Genomic DNA, 21633 nt, shown 5'->3' on the forward strand with positions numbered 1-21633 from the left:
AAAAAGAGTACAGCCTCAGAAAGTGAAGGCGCGTAATATTATGAATTAAAATGTTTTTTTTGTGAGCGGGCTGGTTTAAATGGCTTTGGTCGTCAAATCCTGAGTCCTGTGGGATCTGAACGGGTAAATCCCTAGGCGCCGCCGCTTCCGTGCCCGACCCAGTAAATGGGGGGAGGACTGGTTTGCTTGTCCTCCCGAAACATAACAGCAGCCAAAAGTAGAATTTTCTCGTGTATTAGCCGCTTGAGTCTCGGCATGAAAAAATCGCAATGTTTCTAACGATATTTCTAACGATGTTTCTAACATAGGATTCGCTATTTCCCAGGAGTGGCACCTTGTATCCTAGTCTGTCAATCTATGCCGAGCATACACAAGATTTGCTGGTATCTTCCCCGCTACTGCCACCCTTACGGCGCCTGTTCTTATCCAGCGGGCAATCGGCGCACATTGGGGTGCAGGGAAGCTTGTGCCGCAGGCAACAGGCGATACGCGGGCTTTGCTGCTGCTTGAGCCTTAGCTTACGCCAAAACGGATGGACAATCGGTGCAACATAGGTACGTGGCTGCAGCTCAGCTTGCTCGAACATCTCTCTTATCAATTGCTTCCGCCAACTGACGGGCAGTGACAACTCACCCAGATACCAATGCACAATATAGGCTTGATGGCTGAAGTGCAGCTTTGATGGCACTGGCCCCAGCGCTGCCAGACGCTCGACAATCGGAATAAGCAACCGCTCTAGTAAGCTTTCCCAACTGGCAAGTTGCCCGGCGGGAGCCGGATGGCTGACATCCGCATCAAGCAGCAGATAAAAAGTTTCTGCCCGGCCGTTATCAAAAGGTTCAAGGTACCAGTTGTCACTGCAAGCTGCTGATGTTATGGCGCGGTTAAGTGCGCTGCCGGGCTGACTGGCAAATAACCACAGCAGTAGGGGTGGCAGTTGCAGGCCGAAAAACCACTGACTCCACATGGAGTGCAGTGCCCGGGCGTCGATCTCGGGCTTTGTGGCACAAGTCGTGGACACCTTGGTTTGATAACTCAGGGCAAATTGCTGCAGCAGCGCCGGGTAATATGCCTGGCTCAAGACCGAGTTCAAGCTGATGGCTTCTTGGGGTAACTGCTCCAGACTCTCTATGGCCTTGAAATGCTCGCCATAGAAGGCGGCTTTTTGCGCCAATAGTTGGTTGAGCTCGCTGGCAATATTCATTCCCATGACGGCAGTCCTCCGGTGGCAGTGTTGGTCGAATCCTCGCCGTCATGGCGTCCGGCAGATCTGGGGCGGGCTCTGGGCCTGGGGATAATCATCGGGCAGTTGGCCTCGGGATCTGTGATTATGCTGGCATTGATATCGAACACCTGTTCCAGTAGGGCCTCGGTCAACAGTGACTCGGGTGCGCCGCAGGCAATCAGCTTGCCATCACGCATCAACAGCAAGTGATCGCCGTAGCGCAGAGCCTGATTGATGTCATGCAGCACCAATACCAAGGTGCGACCCTGATCCACCAATGCACGGCAAAAGTCGAGTACTGCCAGCTGGGCGCGGATATCGAGAAACGAGGTGGGTTCATCGAGCAGCAGCAAGTCGGTTTGCTGCGCCAGCACCATCGCCAGCCAGACTCGCTGTTGCTGGCCGCCCGAGAGCTCGGCCACAGGCCTTTGTGCCAGTGTCGTTAACCCTGTGGCAGCCAGGGCTTGGGCAACCGCCAGCTCATCTTGCTCTGACCATTGGTGCCACAGGCTCTGATGAGGGTAGCGGCCGCGACTGACCAGCTCCTGCACATCTATTCCTTCCGGCAATTCCGGCTTTTGCACCAGCAATGCCAGCTCCCTGGCTCTGGCCTTGTTGCTCATCTGCGCCAAAGGGGTGTGACCCAAGATGACCTGGCCGCGTGTGGGCGGCAGTACCTGGCTCAAACACTTGAGCAGGGTCGACTTGCCACAACCATTGGGGCCAAGGATCACCGTCAGCTTACCCTTGGGGATGGCCAGGTTCATGGCGCTTATGATGGGCCTCTGGCCGTACTCGAGATAAAGCTCATGCCCACTGAGGGCAATGTCATAGTCAGGGTATTGGGTCATGATTTTTCTCCTTTCAGTCCCTTGGCCAGTTGCGGTTGTCCCCAGATTTCGCGGCTCAACAGTAGCGCCAGATAGACGCCGCCGATGAGGGCGGTCAATACGCCCACCGGCAGCCTTTGGTTGCCCGGCAGCAATAAGGTGAGGGTGTCGGCCCCTAGCAGCAACAGCGCGCCTATCAGCGCCGAGCGCAGCAGTGCCAGTTGACGATTGCCAAAGCGGGCCAGATGTGGCGCCACCAAGGCGACGAAGGCTACAGGGCCGGCGCAGAGTACGGCGCCCAGCGCCAGCAAGGTGGCAAACAGCAGCGCCAGTGTTTGGCTTTGGCGCACCGGGTTGCCAAGCGCCTGAGCCAGTTCCTGGCCCAAGCTCAGCAGTGACAGACGGCGGGAGAGCAGCAACAGAGCGGGCAGCGCCAGCAGTAACACTGAGGTTATCAGCAGCACATCACCCCAGGTGCGGTGTGCCAGACTGCCGGACAGATACCCCAGCATCTGCTGCGCTTGCTCTCTTTGCACCAGTGTCAGTACAAACTGCACCAGGGCGATGGCAAAGGCGTTGATAGCGATGCCCATCAGCACCAGATTGCGGGAAAACTGCCATTGGCGTCCAAGCCCTGCGAAAAACAGCAGGAGCACAACCCCAGTGCCCAAGAGGGCGCCGGGCAGCAATGGCAGTTCCGGCAGCCATAATAACCAGAGGACGGCGCCGGCACTGGCGCCGGCATTGACCCCGAGAATATCCGGGCTCCCCAGCGGGTTACGGCTCAGACTTTGAAACACGGCGCCGGAGAGTCCCAGCGCCATGCCGGCGCCGAGGGCGCACAGGGCCCTTGGCAGGCGTGATTGCCACAAAAGCCAGTTTTCATAGTCGGAAGCTTCGGCAAACAGGGCCTTGGCAAGGCTCACCGGCGCCAGGCCCTGATGTCCCAGCATCAGGCTAAGTAGCAGTGCACCGACAAGCAAAAGTACAGCCAGCAAGGCAGCCCTTATGGCGCCGGTGGAGGGGGCTCTTAAGGTTATCGGGCCCCATTGCCAGATGGGAAAACGGGTGTGGTTCATGACGCCTCCTTCAGGTTTTGCCCTCGGGCCATCAGGTACAGAAACGGCGCTCCCAGTAGGGCGACCATGATGCCGGTCAGCAGTTCGGCCGGCGGCATCAATACCCGCGCCAACAGATCTGCCAGTAACACCATGGCGCCGCCTATTAAAGCGGCTCCCGGTAATAGCAGGCGGAAATTGAGTGTCAGATAACGCCTGGCCAGATGGGTACTGGCCAAGCCGACAAAGGCCAGCGGGCCGACAATGGCGGTGGCTGCGGCGCACAGCAAAGTGGCACCCAGCCAGGCGAGCAGCCCCTGCCAGCCCTGGGAGGCACCGAGCGCCTTGGCGGTATGAGTATCCAGCAGCATCAGATTCAGCGCCGGTGCCAGCAGCCACAAGAGTGCCGCGGCGGGCAGCAGATAGGGCCAGAGCGCATGAAACTCCGGCCAGCCCAGTCCGGATAGGGAGCCCGCCATCCAATACCTGAAACCATCAAATAGCTGCTGGTTCAGCAGCACTCTGGCCTGGACATAGGCCCCGAGCACGGCGCTGATGGCGGCGCCGGCCAGGATCAGCCTGACGGCAGCGGATTGCCCCTGGGATTGCTGCGCCCTGGACATCAGATACACCAAGGCGCTGGCCAGCAGCGCCCCGGGCAAGGCCTGCCAGAAGAGACTCAAACCCGCTGTTGCGCTCCACAGCCCCAGAGTGACCAGAGAGGCACTGGCGCCGGCATTGACGCCGAGCAGGCCGGGATCCGCCAAGGGGTTGCGGCACAGCGCCTGGATAACGCAACCGGCCATTGCCAATGCCATGCCGGCCAACATGCCGCACAGCAATCTTGGCAGCCTTGCCTGTAACACCAGCGACAGATGATCGTCTGCGGCCGGTTGCCAGAGCTTGCCCAGCATAGTCAGCGGTAGCGTGCGGGCGCCAAAGAGCAGGTTGGCCAATACCAGCAGCGCCAGCATCGTCAGCAGCCCAAGCAGGGCTAAGGTGTTACGTCCAAGACGGCTCGGGGACTGGGTAGCTCCATGTTGCAGAAAAGTTTTTGGGTGTGTCATCCCGGCCTCCCGTTTTTATTCGATGGCGCGCCTGTATCTGCACCAGCCTGTGTGTCTGACGGTCTGTTTGGGCGAGGGTTTTCTTGTTGCCCTGCCAGGGTTTGTTGCAGTTGCGGCACCAGCTTGGGAATAGCCCATTTAACGCTTAGCAGCGAGCCGTAGGAGCTGGCCATCACCAACGCCGGGTCGGTTATTGCCAGATACCGACCGCGGCGCATGGCGGGCAGACGACGGATAACCGCCATGGCTTCCACCTCGGCTCTGGCCTTGTCCGAGCTGTACCAGCTGAGCAGCAGCTCGGCATCGTCCAGCATATCGGCGTGCTCCAGTCCTATGTGGGCGGCGAAGTGGCCTCGGCTGGCATTGAGCCCGGACAGTTGTGGCGGCAATACAAACCCCAGCGCCAACAGCAGATCCACTCTGGGATCGCCTGTGACATAAACCGAGAGATTGCCAACTCGACTGGCGGCATTGATATAGGCCAGGCGCACGCCATTGAACTGAGGATTTTCGGCGGCGACTCGGGCGATATAGGCCTGTTGCTGTTTCAAAAGTGCTTTGGCCTGCGCTTCTTTGCCGAGCGCCTTGGCTATCAGTTCCACCTGCTGCTTAACCGGTGTCAGCCAGGGTTTGTCCGGATAGGCGATGACGGGGGCCAGAGCGCTCAGCTGCAAAAAGCTTTCGCGGGTGATACCGGACTGGGGCGCCAGAATAAGATCCGGTTTCAACGCCAATAATCGCTCCACATCCAGTTCGGGGTAACTGCTGATGATGGCGGGCAGCGGCAGCTCTTGCGCTTCCAATGCCTGGCGAAACCAGGGCAGATAACCCTCTGCATCGCCGCCCCAGTAATGGGGTTCAATGGCGATGGGGACAACCCCTAAGGATAGGGTCCAGTCTTCGGCCCCGGCTCCCAGGGTCACCACGCGTTTGGGCGGCGACTCGATACAGCTGGTCCCGTGGGCCGTGGTAATGCAAACCGGATAACCGTTTTGCGGCGGTGTTTGGGTTTTGGTTTGCTGAGGGACATAACAGCCCGCCAGCCCCAGGCTCAGAAACACGACAAGCGCCAACAGGCGCCTTGCTTCACACAACATATTTGTTATTCGCCCCGCAGTGCGGGGCGCTCCTTATTATGGATAGTTTCACGGCATAACGCGGCTCAGAAACGGTAGTCCAGGGTGACGCTGAAATTACGCGGCGCGCCATACTGGAATTGGTTATAGAAGCCGAGCTGGCTGTAATAGCTTTTGTCGAGGGCGTTATCCAGATTGGCTCTCAGGCTCAACTGTTCATTGAACTTGTATCTCGCCATCAACTTCACCAGGGCGTAGCTGCCTTGTTCCACTTCAACCTTTTTTCCGTCCGGTTTTGAGACTTGGCTATAGATGCGGCTCTGCCAGTTGACCCCGGCGCCCAGCTGCAATCCGTGAAGCCAGCCATCGAACTCATAAGTGGTAAAGAGCTTGAGTTGCCGCTCCGGGTTGGTGGTGTTGATCTTTTGGCCTTGGGGATTTTCGGTATCAAACTGGGTGTAGCCCAGGTAAAGATCCCAGTTGTCATTGATGGAGCCGTTGACCTCAAACTCGAAACCCCGGGTCTTGGTGCCGTCGACACTGAGATAAATAGGAATAGTGCTGTTGGGCAGGCTTTCGCCGGTTCGCTCACCAACATTGTCCTGACGTATCTCAAAGGCGGCCAGTGACAAGTCCAGCGCCTCATCGAACAGGCTGGCCTTGATCCCGGCCTCATAGTTGCTGCCCTTGATGGGGTCCAGGTAACGGCCATCGGCCTGAACCTTATTTTGCGGAGTAAAAATGTCCGTGTAGTTGGCATACAGGGCATATTCGTCGCTCAGGGCATAGGTCAGTCCCAGGTAGCCGGTGAACTCACCATCGACCTTATAGTCATGTTTGGCACCAAAGTTATCCTGATCTGTCTCCCAGTTATCCAGGCGGCCACCGAGCACCATGGACAGGGCATCGGTCAGTTCAAGCTGGGAAGCGACATAGACAGATTGTTGCTTGGTTTCACCCCAGGAGCCGTAGAGCACCTTATCGCTCCATTGCGGCTTTGGGTAATCAAAGCCCGGTTGGCGGAAGTCTCCCAGAGGTGGCCTGGCGCCGAGTGCGCCATAGTAGGGGTTGGCAAAATCCTGTTTTTGTTGATTGGCGCCGGCCACCAGTTGATGGTTGCGGCCAAAGGCGTTGAAGTTGCCGGACAGCTTGAGATCAAAGGTGTGCTGAGTGCGACTGCCGTCGATAAAGGCCAAAGAGCCGGGGACCATGCCTTCATTGGTGACGGGATCCGGATTTTTCATGGGCCAGAGCACATCAAACTCCAGGCTGTTGTCGCCATAGATATAGCTGCCTTTAAGGGTCCAGTCTGAACTGAAATGATGCTCCAGAGTCACAAAGCTATTGAGCGCATCTGTCTTGGCGGAGGCCCAACTGGGGGCGGTGGATACATGGCGGTCGTAATTGGTGCGGTTGCCATCACTGTCAAACAGCGGCAAGCCGCCGGACATGGTGCCTTCCGGCCTGGTATGCTGGAAATCACTGCCCAGGGTCAGCAGAGTATTGGCTCCCAAATCAGCCTCCAGGATGCCATACAGGGTTTGCCGCTGCTGCTCATATCTGTGTTGCCAGTTCTCCCTGTCCTGATAGGCCAGCACCACCCGGCCACGGATGCTGGCATCCTGATTGAGGCCGCCGGAGAGATCGACCACACCGCGCAGCATATCCCAGGAGCCGCTGCTCAGGCTGACGCTGCCTTGAAACTCGGCAGTGGGCCGTTTTCGCACCAAATTGATGGCGGCGGAAGGGCTACCGGCACCCAGCATTAAGCCGGTGGCACCGCGTACCACTTCGATGCGCTCGTAAAGGGCGCTGTCCATCAGGTTGTCGCCATAGTTGAAACGGGTGTCATAGGTGGTTGCCACACCATCATAGAGAATGCTGCTGACCGAGATCCCGCGGGCGCTGATGGAGTATCTGTCGTTGTCCGAAGGGCGGGCGTTGATCCCGGCGACACTGGTCATGACATCAATGACAGAGTTGAGCTGCTGATCTTCAATGGCCTTGGCGGTGACGGCTGTGACAGACTGCGGCGTTTCGAGAAACGAGAGTTTCATGCCGGTGGCCGTGCTCATGTCGCTCGCCTTGTAGCTTGCGGTTTTGTCTTTGGCACCGACGATTGTCAGTACCTCCATCTCTTTCTCATGGGCCTCACTCTTGTCGGCGGCGAACGCCGGGGCGCTCAATAGCACAGAGCAGAGAAGGGCGATGGGAGTCGGTTTGAAGCCATTGAGGGTTTGCATATTAATATCCATTTCCTGTTACTTCCTGGAAGGGTTATAAGGCCGGGTCTGCAAGACGCTCGGTCTGGGTTGATGTAATGCCAAAGCTGTGGCTGGCGGCAAAGGGGTGCAGCGGATTGTCGATATCGCCGGCAAAGCGCAGATTCTTCTCCCTGTCTTCGAGATCTATCATCTGCTGGTTGTTATTGAGTTGGATCCGGTTCAGGCAGGTACGGACAAAGGTCGGCTGGAACAGATCGTAGCGGCGATACTTATCGGCAAACTGGGGGTGGGAGGCCTGATAATCACGTACCTTTCCAGCCACCAGAGCCCAGAATCCCTGTTCACTCAGGCTGGTGTGGCTATCGAGCAGCGGCGCCATAAAGCGGAAGATACAGTCGAAAATATCCAGCAGTATGTAGTTGAGTTTCATCTCCTCTTCGAGTGAGACCGCCAGTTGCGCCACTCGTCCCGGCAGCGGCGCACTGCCGTTGAGAATTGCGACTTCTTCGCCTATGTCCTTCATCAATATGGTGACAGGCACCTTGTCATCCAGCACCAGAATAAGGTTCTCGCCATGGGGCATAAACACCAGATCGTAGGCAAAGAAGGCGTGCAGCAAGGGGGTAAGGTAGAGATCCAGCAGCCGGCTCATCCAGTCGTGGGCGCTCAGGGGGGATGCTTTGATAAGCGCCGCCAGCAGGCTCTGCTGCTGGCTATCCTGGTGCAGCAGCGCCGCCAGGGTCATCAGTTGCTGGCCGGGTTTTACCAAAGGCTCGCCCTGGAAGCTCAGAGCATAAGGGCTTTCACGCCACAGTGCCGAGAGCATCTTCTTGTAGGGGGTGTCTTTCTCCAGAGCCTGCTCATAATACTTGTGGTGATAGCCTATGGCAGCGATTTCCCTGAGCAGCACAAATCTTTGCTTGGCAAAGAAAGGGTCGCTGTCGATAAGCTCGGCGACAAAGGCGTTGATCTCCGGGGTGCGGCTCATGTAGTAGGGCGATAAACCCCGCATAAAGCCCATATTGAGAATCGACAGCGCCGTCTTCACGTAACAGCGCTTGGGTTGGCTGAGGTTGAAGAAGGTGCGGATGGATTGCTGCACCTGATATTTATCATGGCCTTGTCCCAGGTAAATGAGGCGATCGCGGGCCAGATCGGCGGCAAATATGCGGCTGATCTTTTCGCGCCACTGCCATGGATGAACGGGCATCAGAAAATAATCGTCCGGGTTTTTGCCCTGTTGCCGTATTTTCTGCTCAAATCTGAGCAGCAAAGCATCGCCCAACTCCTCTTGCAGCAGTTGGCGATAGTCGAGCCCAGCTATCAACGCCAGGCTAGTATGTTCACTGCTGACCGCCAGCCACTCGAGTTGCAGCGGTTGGCCGCTCTCCGGCGTAAAGACACGCCAGTCATCGACATCAAAACCTATGCGGCCATTGTTGGCGACAAACACAGGGTGGCCTTCGGTCATGGCCGCTTCTATCTGTTGATAGTCGCAATCCACCAGCTCCTGCACCGGCTTTGCCTGCCACAGGAGTTTGAAGGCCTTGCTGTAGAGGGTGCTGGTGATCTCTTCAAGATAGGTGGGCAGCAGTGTATCGCTTATGCCGAGCCTCTCCTTGAGGGCGATGATAAGCAGCATGGCGTCCGGCTGTTGCAGCTCGCCATCTTTGAAACACTCGATGGAGTCCGGCGCTATCTGCAGTTGATCCAGCTGATAACGGCGACCGCTGAAGCGGTAGCAGAGCTGACCATCCCGGGTATCCAGCTTGAGCTGCCAACAGGCCTCTTGCTCTGCTTCTGCTGGCAACAACAGCTCTGGCGCTATTAGCTTTTCATGACTGAATTCACTGAGAATTTTCGCCAGCAGATGGCGGCTTGCCTGGTTCCAGATGGCAGGCGTCAGATGGCTGAGACGGGGCTGTTCGATAATGGATGCTGTCATTGTGTGGCTCCTGTTGCCAGTGCGGCACTGAACCCAGGCAGGGTGCAAAAACCCAGCATGGCTTGTTTGTTTTCCAGTTGAATGGCGTGGCTGTAGCAGATGCCTACCGCACGGTTCAGCGGGTGTATCTTGTGGTTGTTGATATCCGGCTCTACCACCAGGCGGGCAAAGCCCAGATGCTGCAGTATCAGAGACGCCACAGCTGTGATGGCCTGGCGGCTGAAACCGCGCTGCGGCTTAGTGGGAGGAGCCAGCAGCAAATGCATGCCGCAATCGCCGTGTTGGCAGTCAAAGTGTTGGCCCACTTCATCAAAGCGGGGATCGTACAGCTCGGTATAGAGCACAGGCTCAGCGCCGCGATAGGCCATCAGGCCAAACTTATCTGCAGCGGGGGCGAGCTCAACGCGGCGCTCGGTGGGCGTCAAGGATTGCATGCCCCAGAAGGCGGCATAGTCGCGGCCGAGCCAGTCGCTCAGGGTGTCAAAGTGCTCGCTTTCCTGATAGGCGCAAAAATCAAAGTCGTTGATCTTGAGGCGCTTGCCCGGCGCAAAGCCGTATCTGGCGCTGAAGCCGGCTGTGTCGGCAGCCGGATTGATTGCTGTTTGAGAGGCCATCAGCTGGCCTCCCGCTGCAATGCGTGATTGCTGCTGTGCCGGTGTTTGGGTGCACTGGCGTCTTGCTTGGGAATACCAAAGCTCTGGAAGGCAATTTGCTGCTCTATCTCGTACGGTGCTTGGCCCAGGATCTGCCGCAATATGGTGGCGTTGCGATAGCAGCCCATTCCCAGATCCGGCGAACACAGCCCGTGGGTGTGCAGCCCCAGGTTCTGAACAAAAATTCGCCCGGCCTTGTCTATGTGATAATGACGCTGGACATCGGGATCGCCCTTTTGATCGAACAGCAGCTGCGAGTGGAGCGGCTCGAGAAAGTCCGGCAGTCGGTAGCAGTAGCCGGTGGCCAGCACCAGTGCCGAACTGCTCAGTTCGAACTCCTGTTCAAGCTCCGTATGTTTGCAACCCAGCAGCAGTTGCTGTCCGTCGCTGTGAACGCTTTGCAGTGCCGTGTTGGTCAGCAGCTGTACATCAAAGTCACAGTGCAGGCGTTTTTGGTAAAGCAGATCATAGATGCTGTTGATCAGATCGGCGTTGATCCCCTTATAGAGGCTCTTCTGTGAGCCGATAAGTTCGCGGCGCTGCGCCTCGGGCAGGGCGTGGAAATAGTCGATATATTCTGGCGAGGTCATCTCCAGTGTCAGCTTGGTGTACTCAAGCGGGAAGAATCTTGGTGAGCGGGTGAGCCAGCGCAGGCGATAACCGTATTTGTCGATATCCAGCAGCAGATCTTCGAAGATCTCTGCCGCGCTCTGGCCGCTACCGACTATGGTGATGTCATTTTGGCTCTGCAGCGCCTGTTTACGGTGCAGATAGTTGGCCGAGTGCAGTACCCGCTTGTCGGCGCCGGGGCAGAAGTGGGGCATCCAGGGTTGGGTACCGGTTCCCAGCACCAGGTGGCGGGCGCGCAGGCTTAGCTCTTGGCCACTGACTTTGTCCTGCCCCTTGACCAGATAGGTGTCGGTTTCGGCATCGAAACTGACCCGGGTGACCTTGAAATTGAATTTAAGGTTACTCAGCTCGGCGCAGACCCATTGGCAGTAGCGATTATATTCCTGCCGCGGCAGGAAGAAGCTTTCGCGGATATAGAAGCTGTAGAGTCGGCCGGTTTGTTTGGCGAAGTTCAAATAGCTGTAGCGGCTGGTGGGATCGGCCATGGTCACCAGGTCCGACATAACAGGGGTCTGCAATCTGGAGGATTCCAGCAACATGCCGGGATGCCAGTCGAAACCGGTGCCGGCATCGACAAACAGACACTCAAGACCGTCAAGCGGCTCGGCCAGGGCCGCCAGGCTCAGGTTAAAGGGGCCGATGCCTATACCCAGGATATCGTAAATTTTGGTTTGCATCAGTTCCTCCTCAGGCGCTGCAAAGCGCGCTGGTCTTGTAGTGACGGGCCTGCTCGCGACCGATTTTGCAGATGTCGGTCAATACGGCTTCGATATCCTCGAGTCGGGTGTGAGGGTTGAGCAGGGTAAACTTGAGATATTGGCTGCCGGCCACCTTGGTCGCTGCAATCATGGCGCGGCCTTCGCGGGCCAGACGGGTGCGGATATGGCGATTGCATTCATCCAGTTCGGCGCTGCCCAGTGCCGGGTCGTTGAAGCGAAACACCAGGGTGGTCAGCGACGGGCGCTGCGCCGTCTGCAACTCGGGGAAACGGCTAAAGCTTTTATAAAGCTCGGCTGTGGTGGCAATCAGGGTGTCGAACATCTCGCCTATGGCATCCGGCCCGGCGGCTCTCAGGCTCAGCCACAGCTTGAGGGCATCAAACCTGCGGGTGGTCTGCAGGCTCTTGTTGACCAGATCCGGTACTCCGGCCTGGGCCTGGGACTCAGGGTTGAGGTAATCGGCATGGTAGGTGAGGTAACCGAGCACGCCTTTGTCCTTGACCAACAGCGCCGAGCAGCACACGGGCTGGAAGAAGGACTTATGGAAATCCAGGCTGACTGAGTCGGCCAACTCTATGCCTTCGAGGCGTTGGCGTTGGGTAGGTGACAGCAACAAGGCGCCGCCGTAGGCTGCATCCACATGCAAATAACAGCTGAACTCGCGGCAAAGGGCAGCGATGGGCGCTATGGGATCTATGGCGCCAAAGTCAGTGGTCCCTGCGGTAGCGACCACGGCGATGGGGATCAGTCCTGCCGCTTTGAGCTGCCTGAGTTTGCCCGCCAGCGCCTTGGGATCCATGCGCCGATTGGCATCACAACCGACACTCACTACCGCCTCGTGTCCCAACCCTAAAAGTGCGGCCGCTTTTTGGATGCTGAAATGGCTGAATTCAGAGCAGAGAATGCGGTAGCGGTGAGCATTGGTAGCCAGACCGGCCAGAACATTGCCTCTGTGACCCGGCTCAAGGCTGCCGGCTAACTCCCTGGCAAGCAGCAGCGCCATCAGGTTGGACTGGGTGCCGCCGGTAGTGAAGACACCGTCAGCAAATCCCTGATATCCCACGCGCTCGCAGGCCCAGTCGATAACCTTCTGTTCAATCAGAGTCCCGCCGGCGCTCTGATCCCAGGTTTCCACCGCAGTATTGATGGCTGAACTCAACAGCTCGGCCAACAAGGATGTGAGCATCACAGGGCAGTTGAGGTGGGCCAGATAATCCGGGTGTTGGAAATAGATGGCGTGGCTGAGATAGAGCTTGTCCAGTTCGGCCAGAACTTGCTTCATGTCCCCGAGGGGGCGGTTGAGATTGATATCGGAAAATGCGCTTTGCAGCTCTTCGGGGCGAATGCCACTGCTGGGGCCATCCAGCCGTTCAAGGCGGTGTTTCAGGGTATCCATGCCCAGTTGCATCAAGCGGGAGTAGTGGTGTTCGGGTGCGATACCAAAGAGTTCAGTGTGGGGAGCGAACGGCAGATGGCCGGCGGCATCATAGCTCGGGTCATTGCTCGCCTGTTCAGGCTCCATGCTGGGGTGGGTCACTTTTGCCTCCTTTGCGACTGACATGAGGTCAGTCATCAATGACAAGTCACCCAGGGATAAGGAACTACTTCGGCCTTTCCCTGGGCCATTCCTTTTTTGCTGTCATCCTTTTCTTAACGACAGCGGCGACAAATTAGCACGCACTCAAATACAAATGCAAATGATTCTCACTTGATTTGTGTAAAGATGTAACCGCCTTGATTGGACCCCTGTATCAATCACAACAAATTGCTCAGATAAAGACTGAATAGAGAGTGGCGGAACTGACTGTGGTGGGATTGCCGGCGATTGAGTCAAGAGTGACGGAGTTGGCGCAATCGGCGGCGAGGCAAAGGGTCGAGTCCAAGGAAGGTGCGCACAAGTCCTATGTGTGCTCTTTGTCGGCTTACAGACCGGAATGCAAGAATTCCCTAATACAGCGGAGCAAGCTTGCGCAAATATCCTTTGAACCGGGCCGACTAAATTCCCCAACATAGGCACGAATGGAGAATTAACTCACTGCCATATAAGCACTAAACTGAGTATATTCATCACAAGAGGAATTTTTGAGGAGCAGGGGATGAAAGCCACAGCCGGTCGTCCTAAAGGTCAGTCTGGGGCCAGGGATGCTTTGATAGAAGCCGCGCGCAGTTGCTTTACCCTGAAGGGGTATGAGCGGGTTTCCACTCGAGAGCTGGCACGCAAGGCGGGAGTGGATGCGGCGATGATCCGTTATTACTTCGGCTCCAAGGCAGGCCTGTTTGAGGCCATGGTCAGAGACACTATCGCCCCTGTACTGGAAGCCTTCAAACACTACAATAATGCCGCGCAAAGTCGTCAATCTGCCTCTGAGGGCTTTGCAAACAGCCCTGAGCCCGGCAATAACAGCCCTGAGCTTGGTAACAATAGCCCTGAGCCGAGCAACAAAGGTTCTGAGCGGAGCAAGATGAGTCTTGATCCGAGCAAGAAAAGGCCTGAGCCAGGTTTTGGCGGGCCATTTGAGTTGATGCAGGTCTATTACCGCGCCATGGCTGCCAACCCGGCCTTGCCCGGGCTTATCATCCAGGTATTGAATCACAGAGAAGGCAGTGAAGCCTTCGATGCCCTTGCCAGCGTGTTCAGTGACATGCTCAGCCGCTCGAGGCTGTGGATCCGCCAGCTTGGGCAAGATCAAGGCCTTAATCCCAACCTGGACCCTAGCTTGGCGCGGCTGAGTTTTGTCAGCCTGATGGTGTTTCCGCTGATCGCCCCGGCCCATCTGATGCGGGACTTCGGCGTCGAATTGAACGAAACCTGGCTCAAACAGCTGGCAGAGCACAATGCCAAAGTCCTGCATCAAGGCTTATTGCGCCAGGATATTGCCGCCAACCCGGGCAGTGAGGAACCCCAATGAACAAGATATCCCTGATACTGACAGCGACACTATTGCTGTTGCAAGCTTGTGGCGACAGCGGCGAAAGCCGCGCCATGGGCACTCTGGAGCGGGATCGTATCCAGCTTTCAGCGCCCGTTGCCGAGCAGATAGCCGATATCCATGTGGCCGAGGGTGACAAGGTCGAGGCGGGGCAGTTGTTGCTGCAATTGGACAGCCGCAGCGCGGCAGCCAGAGTGGCACAGCGCCGCGCCGAACTGGCCGAGGCCGGCGCCAGGTTCGATGAGTTGCAACAAGGTGCCAGGGTAGAAGAGCGGCGGGCGGCCAGAGCCGCCATAGAGGCGGCGACGGCAGCCGCGACCGAAGCCAGACTCAGATATCAGCGCACCCGCGAACTGTTTGCCGCCAAAGTGGTGGGGCAGGCGGAGCTGGATGCGGCCATCGCCGAGCGGGATCACACCAAGGCCTTGGTCGAGCAGGCCAATGAACACTGGCTGCAACTGGAAAACGGTACCCGCAGCGAACAACTGGCCCAGGCCGAAGCCAGAGTGGCAGCCGCAGCGGCGGCGCTCAAGGCCGAGGAGAAAGCCTTGGACGACCTCAGTCTCAGGGCGCCGCTGGCATCAGAGGTGGACATATTGCCCTGGAAGAGGGGCGATCGAGTGGCTCAGGGCACTCAACTTGTCGCGCTTTTGGCACTGGATAAACCCTATGCCAGAGTCTATCTGCCGCAAACGGCCATCAGTAAGCTTTCCCGCGGCGACAAGCTGGAGGTCTGGGTCGATGGGGTGGCGCAGCCGCTCAAAGGCACAGTCAGAAATATCCGTTCCCAACCAGCCTTTACCCCGTTTTATGCCCTCAATGAGCGCGATCGTGCCAGATTGATGTATCTGACAGATATCGATGTCGAGGGCGCCGAGTTTCTGCCCTCAGGGCTGGCGCTGGAGGTACGACTGCCATGACTCAATCAGCTGATGCCGGTGCTTCTTCGGCCATTCAAGCTACCTTGTCCATTGATTCTTCCAAGGCCATTGAAGCTCCCCTGGCCATTGAAGCTCCCCTAGCCATTGAAGCTCATGGGCTGACCCGGCGCTTTGGTGAGTTGACCGCGGTGGATAATCTCAGTCTTGCCATCCCCCGTGGCAGTATTTACGGCTTTCTCGGCCCCAACGGTTGCGGCAAGTCCACTGCGATCCGGCTGCTTACCGGCCTGTTGTTGCCGGATGCCGGTGAGGTAACCGTATTGGGAGAGCCGCTTGCCGGTAACGAAGAGGCGCTCAAGCAACGTATAGGTTATATGACCCAGAAGTTCTCTCTCTACGATAATCTGTCTGTGCTGGAGAACCTTAGATTTGTCGCCAGTATTTATGGCCTGTTCGGCCGCCGCGGCAAGGCGCGCATTGAAGAGCTGCTGCATCTGTATAGCCTGGAGGGCAGGGAGTCTCAGTTGGCCGGCTCCATGAGTGGTGGTCAGAAGCAGCGTCTGGCACTAGCCTGCGCCACGCTGCACTCCCCCGAGCTGTTGTTTCTCGATGAACCCACCTCGGCGGTCGATCCGGAAAACCGCCGCGAGTTTTGGGAGCGGCTGTTCGATCTCTGCGCCGCCGGGACCACTATTTTGGTGTCAACCCATTACATGGACGAGGCGGAGCGCTGCCATGCATTGGCAATCCTTGAGCGTGGCGCCAAGCGGGCCGATGGCTCCCCGGCCGAATTGATGCAGCAGATGGACGCCAGCGTGGTGGAAGTGAGCGGTGAGCAGCTAAGGGCGCTCAAACAACAGTTGGTGGCCTTGCCTGAGGTTGTTTCTGCCGCTCAGGTAGGCACCCGGCTCAGGGTGTTGGTGCGGCGTGATGCCACAGATCCCATCGCCTTTCTCAGCCCCTATTGCGATGGGCGCAAGCTCGCCATGGCGCGCCCCAGTCTCGAAGATGTGTTTGTATCCTGCACCGGAGGTCGACATGTGGGCTAGGATATTGGCGATCATGCTCAAGGAGCTCAGGCAGCTGTCGCGGGATAGGATGACCTTCGGCATGATAGTGATGATCCCTCTGGTGCAGCTGCTGCTGTTCGGCTACGCCATCAATACCGATGCCAGGCATCTGCCCGCCGGCTTGGTGGATATGTCCGCCAGCAGCTACAGCCGGGCCTTGGTGCAGGCGGTAAAGGCCACCCAGGTGGTGGACTTCAAGGCAAAATACGCCTCTATCGAACAGGCCGAGGCGGCCATCACCTCGGGGGAAGTGCGCGCCGTGCTCTATTTGCCGGCGGATCTCAATGCCCGTCTGGTGAATCATCCAGCCTTCGACCGTCGTCAAAGCGACAGCCAGCTTACCCGGCCCGTGGCCCAGTGGCTGGTGGATGGCTCGGATACGGTTATCGCCGCCGCGATCCGTAGCCTGAGAAGCATGCCGCTCGATGAAGTGGCCGATTTCAGCAGCCAAAACCGGGTGCCAAGCTTTGAGGTGGTGCAGTATTTCAACCCGGAGCAGCGCACTGTGGTTAACATAGTGCCCGGCTTGCTGGCGGTGATTTTGACCATGACAATGATCATGTTCACCTCTGCCGCTATTGTCAGGGAAAGAGAGCAGGGCAATATGGAGTTTCTGATCACCACCCCGGTCAAACCCATGGAGCTGATGGTGGGGAAAATCATCCCCTATGTGCTGGTGGGGCTTATTCAGGTGAGTATTATCCTCAGCGTGGGCCACTTCCTGTTCGGTGTGCCGGTGCGCGGCGGTCTGGACAGCTTGTTGCTGGCCTCTTTGCTGTTTATCTTTGCCAGTCTGAGCCTGGGCCTGGTGATCAGCACCATTGCCAAGACCCAATTGCAGGCGATGCAGCTGACGGTATTTATCCTGCTGCCCTCTATTTTGTTGTCAGGCTTTATGTTTCCTTACGAAGCTATGCCAATTGCGGCGCAGTGGATTGCCGAAGCGCTGCCGGCGACCCACTTTATGCGTATGGTGCGCGCCATAGTCCTGCGTGAGGCCGATATCCTGATGTTGGCTAAAGATGCCTTTTGGCTGGGGGCGTTCACCCTGGGAGGCGTGTTGCTCGCTTCATTGAGGTTCCGTAAGCGTTTGGGATGAGCGCTGTGGTTCAGCGCTCTTCATCTCTGAGGGGCAGCACTTCATAGCCGGTATCTGTCACCAGTATGCTGTGCTCCCGCTGGGCCGAGAGTTTTTTATTCCGGGTCACTACTGTCCAGCCATCTTTCTTGGTCTTTATTTTGGCGCCGCCCTGGTTGATCATCGGCTTTATGGTAAACCACATACCGGCTCGCAGTTCCAGGCATTTGGCCAAAGGCGATGCCTGTGGCATCAGGTACATCTTGCTGGAGTCGGCAATAAAACCATCTTTTTCGAGGGTAATATCCAGATTGGCAATATCGCTGGCCTTCAGCAACTGCTGCTCCGACGGAACCCCGTGACACACGACTTCATTGACCGAGCTGTTGAGCACATAGGCATAGCCGTATTGGCCCTTGCTGGCCGGGCGCGCCTTAAGGAAAGGGCTTAAGGCTTTCTTTAGACAAGCATAAGCAGCCTTGGCTCTCTTTGGGAGGGGGAAGCTGATGGGCGGGACAATGTTAACAAGCCTGCTTGGGGAAGCAGGCTTGAGATTGAGGGGGAAGGTGAAGCTAGAGAAGTGTTTGCTGCTCGCCTTCAGTTGGGCTGAAAGCGAGAGATGGTTTTTAACAGCCCTGATTTTTAACCGCCCTGATATTTAACCGCTTTGGTTTATAACGGCTTTGGTCTTAACTTGTTGCCAGCGGCAGATGGGCCTTGCTGCCCCAGTCGGCCCAGGAGCCATCGTAGAGTATCAGGGCATCGAGGCGTACCTGATAGGCCGCCAGGATCAAAATACAGGCGGTGATCCCTGAGCCGCAACTGAAGATCAAAGGTTTGCCGCTGCGTCTGGCGTCCATGGCACCCAGATGCAGAAAAATCTGCTCCAGTGTCGGCTGAGGTTTCAGGCTGTCGCCCTCCAGCACTTCGGCAAACGGCAGATTCACGGCGCCGGGAATATGGCCGCTGCGCACGCCTTCTCTGGGTTCGGGACTCTGGCCGAGAAAGCGTGAACTGGCCCTGGCATCCAGTATCATGGCCTGCTTGCCTGCCAAGGTATCCAATACCTGGGGGGCGTTACAGACCTTTTCCGCTTGATATTGCCCACAGGCGTTACCGCGCGGAAACCTGGTCGCCGGCTTGTCGGCACAGGGGCGCTGCTCTTTGAGCCATTTGGGCAGACCGCCGTCGAGAACAAACACCTGCTCAAACCCCATGACCTTGAAACACCACCAGCCGCGGGGTGATGAGTAGATACCCTGGTTGTCATAGATGACGACAGTGCTGTCCTGGTCGATGCCGAGCCGCTGCACCAGCTCGGTAAACTGGGCCTGACTCGGCAGGGCGTGTAACTCGCTGGACTGCAGATCTGTGCACTCCCGCTCCAGATCCAGCCGCCGGGCACCGGCAATAAAGCAGGGCTCATCGTAGACTATCGGCTCGCGGCCTATCACCTTGTCCATGCTGGCATCCAAAATGACCAACTTGGGATCAGAAAGATGAGCGGCCAACCACTCGCTGCTTACCAGTGCAGATTGCATCTCGACTCCTTAAAGCTCGGTAACGGCACCAAGCAATGAAACTTGGCCCAAATTACTGGAGCGCTACGGATTTCTCAAGCGGTTACTTTATCAATGGCTAGGTATCTGATGGTTTTATCGCCGTTATGCCGGCATAGACGGTTATGGATTCAGTCTCTGAACTCTTCGTCATAGGCCAGGCCGCTGACATCGGCCAGTTCTTTACCCAGCTCCTGCATGGCGGCCTTGCCCTTACGTCTCAGCAACGTCACTCTCTGACCATCCTTGAGCATCAAGATCAAGTCCCAGTATCTGGGCTCGCCGAAGTGAGGGCAGAGGCAAAATCCGCTGATTTCGGCCAGTGGCACCTTGAGTTGCCCTATGGGGTAGATACTGCGAATGCTGTGCTCCAGCACACAGGTATTTTTGTCTATCAAGATTTTATGGCGACAGAACAGCGCGTGCCAGCCGAGTGTTGCCCCCATGGCCCAACCGAGCAGCAATTCAGGGTTAAGCCCGAAATACACCTGTGCCAGAGTCAGCGCCGCCAGCGGCAGGCCGATTAACCAGGTCCAGCGGCCAAACACCAACTCGGCCCTTTGTGAGGAATACTTGTTCCAGTGCGCCATGGCTCAGCTCCCTAAGCGTGTCATCAGCAGTCCGAGCAGGGCAAAAAGCGGCAGCGGCAGTGCCAGTTTCCACATCAGGTGTTGCTCCCAAATGGGCCGGTACTGACTGCTGGATTGGCCAGTTTGAGTCGCGGCTTTCAGAGGCTTGGTTTCGGTATGGGGGGATTTTGCGGTCTGGCTCTCGGCCTCCGGCGCCGAGTTGCTTGGAGCTGTGTCAAAGGGCACGGCTTTCAACTCGGGCCAGGCAGTGACTTTTTCATAGACTTCAAGTTCATAGACTTCAAGTTCATTGACTGCAAGCGGGCCGGCGCAGCCGCGCAAAAAGCCTATCAATGCCAGTGCTTCAGCCATATCTGTCAGGGTGTGGCGCTGTCCGAGCAGCACCAGCTGTACCCCATTTGGCGTTTGCGCCAGTGGGGTAATATGAATAGAGAGTTGACTGTAGGGCAGGGTTTTGCGGGGCTTGGCTTTTATACGCCACCAGCCGGTGTATTCTTGAATCTCAGCGCTTTTAGGGTCAAACAGCCAACGCCTTCTTACCCCCAAACAGCCAATTGCCAGGGTTAACAACAGCAAGGCCGAGACGGCATGAAATACCTGTGATTTACCTGTCAGCACCACAGCCATTAAACTTGAGGCCGACAGGGGAACCAGCATGATAAAGCCCCAGATTGTAGCCAGGGTTTGCTGTCTGCCAATAAAGTAGGCTCGCCCATCGGCATCCAGCTTTAAGTGCCAACGAGCGCCGCGGGGCAGAGCGCGATATTTTTTGTTTAACTCATCTTCCTTGGACATCAATCAGTTACCCTTTTGAGGTATCAAGCGACAGATGCAAAATAGGGAAGGGCTTACCCATGGCATCGAGTGCCGAGCGGGAGATCTGTTTAAAGCCTCTATGCCGGTAGGATCCTGTCACCATAGGTTATTGCCCGGCTTGCACCATTTGCAGAATTTTGCGGGCCTTCTCAAAGTGATCCAGTTTGTGGGTCTGGATCCACCAGCTAGCGGCCTCCATGAGCAACTCGGGATCATCATTCTTGTTGGCAAAGAAGGCATAGAAGGAGACGCCAACATTCTCGCCCTTCTGGGCGATTTTTTGCTGGCAGACATGGATAACTTTTTGTCGCAGGCTGGCACGCATCTTGATTGTTCCCTCAATCTGAAAAGTCATTTTTAGGTGTTTTGCTGTTGCAACTGGGCTTGTTGCGCCTGGGTCAGTTTACTGACAACCAGAGCGTAGGATGCCTCAATCAGGTCACGGAGCATATCCTCGCTGACCTCACCATTCAAGGTTAGCGTGAACCAATGCTGCTTATTCATGTAATAGCCGGGCACTATCGCCTCAAAGCTATCGATCAGTGCCTGCACGTCGGCAGGTTTGGCCTTGAGTGTCACCCTAGGGGGCGTTTCCTGCTCGGCCAGCAGGGCAAACATCTTACCCATGACCTTATAGACTCTGGCTTCAGGACCAAAAGGATAGTCGGCAGTGGCGTTGGGGCATTGCTGTAACAGTTTCTTGAGTTGTGTCAGTGTCATGGCGTTCTCAGTCATTTGGGGGGAGGAGCATGATAATACCGGCTTCAGTCGACGTTTTGTTGAAGGGGAGGGGCATGTCGCAGCCTGGCCTTCAGCCATTGAAGCGTTTACACATAAAATACCTGTCCGGGCTGCCGGGAATTCCACTGACCGAGCCGACAACTTCAAACCCTTGTTTGGCATAAAATGCCGGCGCCTGAAACGACAGAGTGTCGAGCTGCGCAGCCAGACACCCCCGTTTGATTGCCTCTTGCTCGCACAGAGCCATTAAGCGGCTGCCAAGACCTGAACCTCTATGCTCCTTCGCGACCCAAACCACCTCAATCAGCAACTGGCGATAGATGCTGCGGCCACTCACGCCACCAATGAGTTGCCCCTCGGAATCGCGGGCGATGGCGGCCAGAGGTTGACTGCTCTCCTTGCCCATATATTCGTGATTATAGGTTCTGAGCTTGTCGATAAGCTCATTTTGCAGGTCGTCATCAACTTGCTGTAAAAGGTCAATCTGCATACCGATTTCCTTGAGTTGTTATTGGTTGTTTTGGATTCAGTCTTAATTAA

Annotated in this window: 20 protein-coding genes and 1 pseudogene; 4 read left to right on the forward strand and 17 right to left on the reverse strand. The window is 56.8% G+C overall.

The window, feature by feature from the left end; all coding sequences use genetic code 11:
• Positions 1-355 precede the first annotated feature (355 nt).
• The 10 genes from fhuF to RC73_RS00795 form a co-directional block, all read right to left on the reverse strand.
• Complete coding sequence (gene fhuF / locus RC73_RS00755; protein WP_082014196.1) at positions 356-1210, reverse strand: siderophore-iron reductase FhuF; 855 nt, start codon at positions 1208-1210, stop codon at positions 356-358.
• Positions 1201-2076 carry an ABC transporter ATP-binding protein gene (locus RC73_RS00760; protein WP_052247900.1) on the reverse strand — a complete coding sequence of 292 codons (876 nt, stop codon included), beginning with the start codon at positions 2074-2076 and terminating at the stop codon, positions 1201-1203. The genes fhuF and RC73_RS00760 overlap by 10 nt, the downstream gene beginning before the upstream one ends.
• Entirely contained in the window at positions 2073-3134 is a 1062-nt protein-coding gene (locus tag RC73_RS00765) for a FecCD family ABC transporter permease (protein ID WP_052247901.1), read from the reverse strand. The genes RC73_RS00760 and RC73_RS00765 overlap by 4 nt, the downstream gene beginning before the upstream one ends.
• Positions 3131-4180, reverse strand: coding sequence for a FecCD family ABC transporter permease (locus RC73_RS00770; RefSeq protein ID WP_052247902.1), 1050 nt, complete (start codon positions 4178-4180; stop codon positions 3131-3133). Before RC73_RS00770 ends, RC73_RS00765 begins: the two co-directional genes overlap by 4 nt.
• The gene (locus RC73_RS00775) at positions 4177-5277 is read right to left on the reverse strand and encodes an iron-siderophore ABC transporter substrate-binding protein (RefSeq protein WP_082014197.1); all 1101 of its coding nucleotides are present in this window, start codon (positions 5275-5277) and stop codon (positions 4177-4179) included. The genes RC73_RS00770 and RC73_RS00775 overlap by 4 nt, the downstream gene beginning before the upstream one ends.
• 65 nt (positions 5278-5342) lie before the next feature.
• On the reverse strand, positions 5343-7511 hold the full coding sequence (locus RC73_RS00780; protein WP_039032835.1) for a TonB-dependent siderophore receptor: 2169 nt from the start codon (positions 7509-7511) through the stop codon (positions 5343-5345).
• A 22-nt stretch (positions 7512-7533) separates the two neighbouring features.
• The gene (locus RC73_RS00785; RefSeq protein ID WP_082014198.1) at positions 7534-9426 is read right to left on the reverse strand and encodes an IucA/IucC family protein; all 1893 of its coding nucleotides are present in this window, start codon (positions 9424-9426) and stop codon (positions 7534-7536) included.
• Entirely contained in the window at positions 9423-10040 is a 618-nt protein-coding gene (locus tag RC73_RS19990; protein ID WP_082014199.1) for a GNAT family N-acetyltransferase, read from the reverse strand. The genes RC73_RS00785 and RC73_RS19990 overlap by 4 nt, the downstream gene beginning before the upstream one ends.
• Positions 10040-11386 (reverse strand): lysine N(6)-hydroxylase/L-ornithine N(5)-oxygenase family protein, encoded by a 1347-nt coding sequence (locus RC73_RS00790; protein ID WP_039032836.1) that lies wholly within the window; start codon positions 11384-11386, stop codon positions 10040-10042. Before RC73_RS00790 ends, RC73_RS19990 begins: the two co-directional genes overlap by 1 nt.
• A gap of 10 nt (positions 11387-11396) precedes the next feature.
• Positions 11397-12965, reverse strand: a complete 1569-nt coding sequence (locus RC73_RS00795; protein ID WP_200887979.1) for a pyridoxal phosphate-dependent decarboxylase family protein — start codon at positions 12963-12965, stop codon at positions 11397-11399.
• 559 nt (positions 12966-13524) lie between these two features.
• Between RC73_RS00795 and RC73_RS00800 the strand changes: the two genes are divergently transcribed.
• The 4 genes from RC73_RS00800 to RC73_RS00815 are packed head-to-tail and all read left to right on the forward strand — an operon-like array spanning position 13525 to position 17408.
• Positions 13525-14337 (forward strand): TetR/AcrR family transcriptional regulator, encoded by an 813-nt coding sequence (locus RC73_RS00800; protein ID WP_052247903.1) that lies wholly within the window; start codon positions 13525-13527, stop codon positions 14335-14337.
• Entirely contained in the window at positions 14334-15278 is a 945-nt protein-coding gene (locus RC73_RS00805) for an HlyD family secretion protein (RefSeq protein ID WP_039032837.1), read from the forward strand. The genes RC73_RS00800 and RC73_RS00805 overlap by 4 nt, the downstream gene beginning before the upstream one ends.
• Complete coding sequence (locus RC73_RS00810; protein ID WP_082014201.1) at positions 15275-16288, forward strand: ABC transporter ATP-binding protein; 1014 nt, start codon at positions 15275-15277, stop codon at positions 16286-16288. The genes RC73_RS00805 and RC73_RS00810 overlap by 4 nt, the downstream gene beginning before the upstream one ends.
• Positions 16278-17408: an ABC transporter permease gene (locus RC73_RS00815; protein ID WP_039032838.1), complete on the forward strand. Its 1131-nt coding sequence runs from the start codon at positions 16278-16280 to the stop codon at positions 17406-17408. Before RC73_RS00810 ends, RC73_RS00815 begins: the two co-directional genes overlap by 11 nt.
• A gap of 10 nt (positions 17409-17418) precedes the next feature.
• Here RC73_RS00815 and RC73_RS00820 read toward each other — a convergent pair.
• The 7 genes and pseudogenes from RC73_RS00820 to RC73_RS00855 all read right to left on the reverse strand — a co-directional run.
• Positions 17419-17826 (reverse strand): annotated as a pseudogene (locus RC73_RS00820) (M24 family metallopeptidase); the annotation flags it as partial.
• A gap of 250 nt (positions 17827-18076) precedes the next feature.
• Positions 18077-18928: a sulfurtransferase gene (locus RC73_RS00830; protein WP_039032840.1), complete on the reverse strand. Its 852-nt coding sequence runs from the start codon at positions 18926-18928 to the stop codon at positions 18077-18079.
• A gap of 149 nt (positions 18929-19077) precedes the next feature.
• Complete coding sequence (locus RC73_RS00835) at positions 19078-19536, reverse strand: hypothetical protein (protein ID WP_039032841.1); 459 nt, start codon at positions 19534-19536, stop codon at positions 19078-19080.
• Positions 19537-19539: 3 nt separating this feature from the next.
• Positions 19540-20331, reverse strand: a complete 792-nt coding sequence (locus RC73_RS00840) for a hypothetical protein (protein WP_039032842.1) — start codon at positions 20329-20331, stop codon at positions 19540-19542.
• A gap of 127 nt (positions 20332-20458) precedes the next feature.
• Positions 20459-20677, reverse strand: a complete 219-nt coding sequence (locus tag RC73_RS00845) for a DUF6500 family protein (protein ID WP_039032896.1) — start codon at positions 20675-20677, stop codon at positions 20459-20461.
• A 32-nt stretch (positions 20678-20709) separates the two neighbouring features.
• Positions 20710-21072 (reverse strand): MmcQ/YjbR family DNA-binding protein, encoded by a 363-nt coding sequence (locus RC73_RS00850; RefSeq protein WP_039032897.1) that lies wholly within the window; start codon positions 21070-21072, stop codon positions 20710-20712.
• Between the two features lie 91 nt (positions 21073-21163).
• The gene (locus RC73_RS00855) at positions 21164-21583 is read right to left on the reverse strand and encodes a GNAT family N-acetyltransferase (RefSeq protein WP_039032843.1); all 420 of its coding nucleotides are present in this window, start codon (positions 21581-21583) and stop codon (positions 21164-21166) included.
• Between the last annotated feature and the right edge of the window lie 50 nt (positions 21584-21633).

This window comes from Shewanella sp. ECSMB14102 (assembly GCF_000813075.1).
Taxonomy (GTDB): Bacteria; Pseudomonadota; Gammaproteobacteria; order Enterobacterales; family Shewanellaceae; genus Shewanella; species Shewanella indica.